Consider the following 5,923-nt stretch of genomic DNA (forward strand, 5'->3'; position numbering starts at 1 on the left):
CGTTCGAACGCCTCGTCGCCGTGTGCCGCGACCGCACCGCCTTTGTCGCCGTCGACTCGAGCGGCCCGGGCCTCGACGTCGTCCGCCACGGCGGGCCTCTTTGGCTCGTCAAACCCAACCGCGAGGAACTCGCCGAACTGACCGGCCGGCCCGTCGAAACCGACCTCCAGATGCACGAGGCCGCCCGGGCGCTCCTCGAGCGCATCGAACTGGTGGTCGTCACGCTCGGCCAGGAAGGCGCCTGCCTCTTTACGCGCACAGGCGCCTGGCACGCCACGCCGCACCTCGACCCGGCCGAGGTTGTGAAGACGGTCGGTTGCGGGGACGCGCTGCTGGCGGGTTTCGTTCACGCCCACGCGCGCGGCGGCGCGCCGGAGGAATGTCTGCGCCGCGGCGTCGCGGTCGGCTCCGCCGCCGCCCTCAAAGCCCGCACCGGCGAAGTGGACCTTGCCGACGTCGAGCGCGTGTATGGGACGACGGAGGTCAAGCCGTTCGCGTGATCGCTGCGACGGGCGTGCGGGTTGACACGGCGCAGCGCGAAAAAGGCCTCATGGTTCTGCGCCTTCGCCGCGCCGTCACCCTCCGCCCCGGCGATTACCTGACGGTCGCGTGAGGTCGGCCTTCTGGTGCGAATGAAGGTCGGCCAGGGCCCGATGACTGGCTCATGGGGAGCCACCTATTGCCTTTTCCCTTCACTCGGATGGGGCTCGAAGCCTGACTTGGCTTTGTGTAATCCCACCCCCCTTCGGACCGTATTTTTGGCGATACTCATAGTCCGTGGACGTTAAGTCTTCTTCCCTGTTAGCATCTTGTCATGCGACACGTTTCTGCGGACCTCAAGCGCTTCGGTGAACGCGTGCGTACGCTGCGCAAAGCGAGAGGGCTTTCTCAGGAAGCCTTCGCGGCCAAGTGTGGGCTGGACCGCACGTATATCGGCGGTGTGGAGCGGGGCGAGCGCAACCTTGGCTTGCTCAACGTACTTCGGATTGCCGAGGCGTTGGGAGTCAGGTGTTCCGAACTCATGAGAGGCCTATGAGGGGGGCAGGTGAGCAACCCATTACAAGGCATTCGTGAAGCCTACCTCGCAGTTAAGTTGCGCTGCAAGGAGAACTGCGCATCCGCTGCCGCGGGGGAAGCCATCCGACATCTTGCACACCTTTGCCTCCGCTTTCTCGCCCGTGGTTGTCGGCCGGTCGCACTCACTTCTGCGGTTCCAGGAAAGGAGTACACGGCGTTTGCGCGAAGGGGCAGAAAAACGCCGGTTTCGAGGCCTGCGAACATGGACCTTTTTGTCGGGGAACCGGAGTTTGTTGCGGACCAGTGGGGCTTGTGGCAGACCGAGCAGTTCAGCCCCAGGACTTGTGCGCGATTGTTATACACGTCCGCGATTGCCCCTTGTATCGCGATGGAACTTTTCGACCGCCAGAACAAAAAGGGACCCGCGACCTACTTCGAGTGCCTGATCGGCCATATTTTCGCATCTTCTATCGGGGTGAACCCTGTCAAACGCGCTACGGTGCCCATCGGTCGGAAGTCGGTTCGTCTTACGATGGATTTCCTTTTCGACTTCCCGAACGGACCCAACCTTCACCTTCCGGTGAAGATGTCGACTAGGGAGCGCGTGGTCCAAGCGTGGGCGCACCAACGCATTTTGGACGCGGCCTATGGTGAAGGTGCTTATAAAGGAGTGATGGTCCTGTTCGCCGAGACGAAACTGGATTCTCGATCTCATGAGGTTGTTGAAATATGCGTCCCCGACCAATGGTTGGCCTATCAGGCCTGGCTGGCCCGGATGGAGCGCATCTACTACTTCGATGTCCCGCGGAGATATGCTGTGCTGGCGCGCCAGCACAAGGGGGTGATTGCCGTCAAGCCGTTTACGGACTTCTTTACCGAAAAAGCGTCGCTTCTTCGCGCCTAGGTGTTGGGCTCGGTCTAAGCAGCCCGTGAGCGCCGACGTACAGGCGCTGTTCCGCAGGAACCCCTGTCCAGCGCTTCTTGCCGCGCGGCTTCAAAAACACCAAGAAATACGAGTGGTTCTTGCGCGCGTGCGCCTGCCTCAAGACACGGCTGAGGCCGGGTTTGCCATTGCGGACGACGACAAACAGATCCTCGGCTACGAAACCCCGATGTGACAACTCATCCGCGATTTCAATATGTGTGAGGCGTTGCCGATTCGCGCACACCTCGTCCTGGCATTTCACGATGTAGATGCCACCTCTTCGCAGGACCCGCCAGGCTTCTCGCGCGCCGCGGAAATAAAGGTCGAGCACCGCTTCGTGGTATTTCTTTGTGGACTGCGCCAAGTTGTTGCGGTAGTAGGTTTCGTAATTCTGGTGGTTTACGTGGGCCGTGCCGCCGGGCGTGTGCATGTAGGGGGGGTCAAATACCACACAGTCAATCGAGGCATCCTCATAGGGCAGTTCTCGGCAATCCACTCCGGTAGAGATGTCGGTCGCCAAAACCTTGTACGCATTCTTTGGAACCCGCCGCCAGAACACGCCTTTCCCGTACGTAACATCAGCAACCGTGCTGCCCTTCGGGACGTAGAGAGAAAGGATCTCTGGGAAAACAAGGTCGTTCGTCCCGAGGCTCGCACTAAATACCAAATCGTTTGTGGGGACGCCGTCTGGCGACTTCCGCTTCTTTCGACGCAGCACTACAAACGCCTCCAGAAATGCTGATTGACCCCTCTAACCGCGACTCTACTCCGCCCTCTCGCTTATGTCAAGGTCTGCCCCTGGCGCTTTGGGCGGCTTTCCACCTTATGAGGCGGGCAAGCCCATCAGCGGGGCGCGTCCTGGCCGCGGCGTTATGGTGCCTTGCGGGCGCGGCCGAGGTATTTGCCGAGCAGCGGTTCGAGGCGGCGGAGGGTCTCGGGGGCGACGGCCTTGCGGTCCGTCCAGATCGCCTTGGCCAGCGCGGAGCGGCACGCGCAGTCGGGCCCGACGGCGTCGGCGATTCTCGGGACGGCCCGCTTCATGAGTTCCACGGCATTGGCGGTCCCCGCCTTCACGTTCGCCAGGATGCTTTCGAGGACCTCGTCGGCGGAGGCGCCGGCCTCGTGTGGGCGCCAGCAGTCGTAATCCGTCGCAACGGCGATGAGGGCGTAGCAGATCTCCGCCTCGCGCGCGAGTTTCGCTTCCGGCATCGCGGTCATCCCAATCAGGTCCGCGCCCCACGAGCGGTGCTGGAGGCTCTCGGCCCGGGTCGAAAACTGCGGGCCTTCCATGCACACATAGGTCCCCTTCGGATGCACCGTCGTCTCGAGATCCATCCCGCTTTCAATCAGCACCGCCCGCAGGCCCGGGCAGAACGGATAGGCGAACTCCACGTGGACCGCCAGGTCCTCAAAGAACGTCCGGCCGGGGCGGAGTGTCTTGTCAATCACTTGGTCGCAGAGGACGAGGTCGCGCGGCGCGATCGCGTCCTGGAGGCCCCCCGTCGCCCCGCTCGCCAGGATGTGCGTCACGCCGAGTTTCTTCAGGGCGAAGATGTTCGCGCGGTAGGGGACCTGGGACGGATTGAAGCGGTGGCCCGGTCCGTGGCGCGCCAGGATCGCCACGCGCTGGCCGCCCACTTCCGACACGAGGATCGGTCCCGACGGGCTGCCGAACGGCGTGTCCACCTCGACGCGCTTGCCCTTCGCCCCTTCCGTCAGGGCTTCGCCGATGCCCGTCCCGCCGATGAGTCCCACAAGCGTCTGGCTCACGCACGGCCTCCTTTCGCTTGCGAAGTTGAGCCCGTACGCTACCACACGCCGCCGAGGGGGTCAAGGAATCGCCCGGTGCCGCAAGAAAACGGGAAGCGCCAGCCGTTCGGGCCCGGCGCTTCCTTCATCCCACCCCAGCGCGGGGGGGAAGAAAGGGCTTGCCTGCACGCCGCTATCCATTATCGTCCCATAGGCCCCCGAGGCGCCCGCTTTCAGCGGGTCCCTGTGACGGCGTTCCGTCACAGGCGCCGCAAGGTTATGCGAACCGGGGGCAGGGGGCGGCTTGCCGATCTCTTCGTCGCTTCCCAGCGTGGACGAGGATCACTGATGCCCGGACCTCCTGCCCTCGGTTCGCTCACCCGTAATCGGAATCGGAGTATCGGTCCTTTCGGTACGCGACGCCATAGGGGTTTTCCCTGAATCTGGGGTTCGAAATCCCTGATTTGCTTTCCTGGACGGCTTTCGCAAAACGGCGAATGTCGAACCGAAGAACAAGGAACGGTGACCGGCGAAGTGAAAAACGGCGCCGCGTTCCCCTCTCATGCCTTGCGACACTCGCGGGCCGTATTCACAGAAGCCACGAAAATCGAAACCAACTCGTTGCACTCTGTCACGATTGCTTCCATTTTCTCCGGGCCGCCCGCCAGGCGCCGCCTCTGAATCAGTTTCAGCCACGCCAGCGTCTCGCGGAGTTCCTTCAGGCAGACTTTCATCTTGTGAACGAAATCGTTGCGCGACTCTGCCCCCTGGGCCTCCGCATAGTTGGCCATCGGCGACGTTCCGCTGCGCAGCAGTTGACCGCCCAGGTGTTTGCCGACCTGCGTCTTGGGCAAGGCGCTCACCACCTCGACGCCCCGGCCGGCAAAAGCAATCGATCGCTCCTCCAAGTCGAACGGGCGTCCCGTCTGTGCCTTTCCCTTCGCCATTCGCCGTTCCTTGTTCCGCAGTTCTCCGGTTCGTCGTTCCAGCCTAGCGCTCCAGGTCTGTCAGCCCCTCGCGGACGGCGAACTTCGTCAGTTCCGCGATGCTGTGGAGGTCCAGTTTGGTCATGATTTCGTGGCGGTGGGTGTCCACGGTCTTGGTGCTGACGTGGAGGCGGGCGGCGATCTGTTTGGTGGCCCGTCCCTCGGCCATGAGTTGGAGGATCTCTAACTGGCGGGACGTCAGGTCGCTCAGGGGTTGCGAAGCAGCGCCCTCGCTTCCGCGGGCGTGGGCGTCGACCACCTCGCCCGCCACCGCCGGGCTCAGGTACACCTGCTTCTTCGCCACGGCGTGGATGGCGCGGCAGAGTTCGTCGAACGCGCAGTCCTTCAGGAGATAGCCCGCGGCGCCGGCCGCGAGAATGCCGGTGACAAACCGCCGGTCCGAATGCATCGAGAGCGCCAGGACCCGCGTCCGCGGGGCGCGGGCCGCGATCTGGCGCGTTGCCTCGATGCCGTTCAGGTCCGGCATGCTGATGTCCATGACGATGACGTCGGGAACCAGTTGGCGGGCCAGTTCGACGGCGCTGCGGCCGTTCTCGGCCTCGCCGATGACCTCGATCCCCGCGTCGTTGGCAAGCATGGAGCGCATGCCCTGCCGGAACAGTTGATGATCGTCAGCCAGAAGCACTCGAATCGCCATGGCTCATTCCTTCAGGGCAGGCCTTTTCCTGCACCAGCGGCGCTCGCAGGGTAGCGGTGGTTCCCTTGCCCGGCTCGGACTGGATTGTGAGGCTTCCGCCCAGGTAGTCGAGGCGTTCGCGCACGTCGAAGAGGCCGAAACCCCCGGCCTCGTCGTGAACCGAGAGGGCTTTCTCGGCGTCGAACCCCACGCCGTCGTCCTGAACCTCGACGAGGACCGTCTCGTCCTCGCGACCGACGGAAACGCCCACGCTCCGGGCCTGGGCGTGTTTGACGACGTTCTGGACGACCTCGCGGACGCCGCGGAACAGGACCACCCGCACGTCGTTCGTCATGGGCTTGGGAAGTCCGTCGGTCCGGAACCGGGTGGCGAGGCGGTGGGCCGCCTGGATGCGGTCCAGGAGGGACTCGACGGCCGGCTCGAAGCCCAGTTCGTACAGGGCCACCGGGCTGAGGTCAAACAGGAGCGACCGCGTGTCGTGCACCGACTGGTCCACGAGCCCCCGGATTTCCAGGATGGCCTGCGAAATCTGCGCAGACGACTTGCGGGCCGCCAGACCCTCGAGTTTCGTCTTGGCCAGCGCGAGGG

8 protein-coding genes are annotated in these 5,923 nt (G+C 63.8%); 3 read left to right on the forward strand and 5 right to left on the reverse strand.

Translation table 11 applies throughout. The features are described 5' to 3' along the window. The 3 genes from NTX40_00625 to NTX40_00635 all read left to right on the forward strand — a co-directional run. The coding region (locus NTX40_00625; protein MCX5647597.1) for a PfkB family carbohydrate kinase at positions 1 to 500 on the forward strand (500 nt) is incomplete at its 5' end. Positions 501 to 814: 314 nt separating this feature from the next. Then, a complete protein-coding gene (locus NTX40_00630; protein MCX5647598.1) occupies positions 815 to 1,036 on the forward strand; it encodes a helix-turn-helix transcriptional regulator in 222 nt (73 codons plus the stop codon). A gap of 243 nt (positions 1,037 to 1,279) precedes the next feature. Continuing rightward, complete coding sequence (locus tag NTX40_00635) at positions 1,280 to 1,921, forward strand: hypothetical protein (protein MCX5647599.1); 642 nt, start codon at positions 1,280 to 1,282, stop codon at positions 1,919 to 1,921. On the opposite strand, the gene NTX40_00640 is transcribed toward NTX40_00635, so the two are convergent. From NTX40_00640 to NTX40_00660, 5 genes are all read right to left on the reverse strand, one after another. Then, complete coding sequence (locus tag NTX40_00640; protein ID MCX5647600.1) at positions 1,890 to 2,660, reverse strand: site-specific DNA-methyltransferase; 771 nt, start codon at positions 2,658 to 2,660, stop codon at positions 1,890 to 1,892. The two genes, NTX40_00635 and NTX40_00640, sit on opposite strands and share 32 nt — an antisense overlap. A gap of 152 nt (positions 2,661 to 2,812) precedes the next feature. Beyond that, complete coding sequence (mtnP, locus tag NTX40_00645; protein ID MCX5647601.1) at positions 2,813 to 3,712, reverse strand: S-methyl-5'-thioadenosine phosphorylase; 900 nt, start codon at positions 3,710 to 3,712, stop codon at positions 2,813 to 2,815. 539 nt (positions 3,713 to 4,251) lie between these two features. Next, entirely contained in the window at positions 4,252 to 4,638 is a 387-nt protein-coding gene (locus NTX40_00650; GenBank protein MCX5647602.1) for a four helix bundle protein, read from the reverse strand. A gap of 43 nt (positions 4,639 to 4,681) precedes the next feature. After that, positions 4,682 to 5,335, reverse strand: coding sequence for a response regulator transcription factor (locus NTX40_00655; protein ID MCX5647603.1), 654 nt, complete (start codon positions 5,333 to 5,335; stop codon positions 4,682 to 4,684). Continuing rightward, positions 5,310 to 5,923 (reverse strand): ATP-binding protein (locus NTX40_00660; protein ID MCX5647604.1); only part of this gene is annotated, 614 nt, incomplete at its 5' end. The genes NTX40_00660 and NTX40_00655, both read right to left, overlap by 26 nt.

The sequence above is a fragment of the Planctomycetota bacterium genome (assembly GCA_026387035.1).
Classification (GTDB): Bacteria; Planctomycetota; Phycisphaerae; order FEN-1346; family FEN-1346; genus JAPLMM01.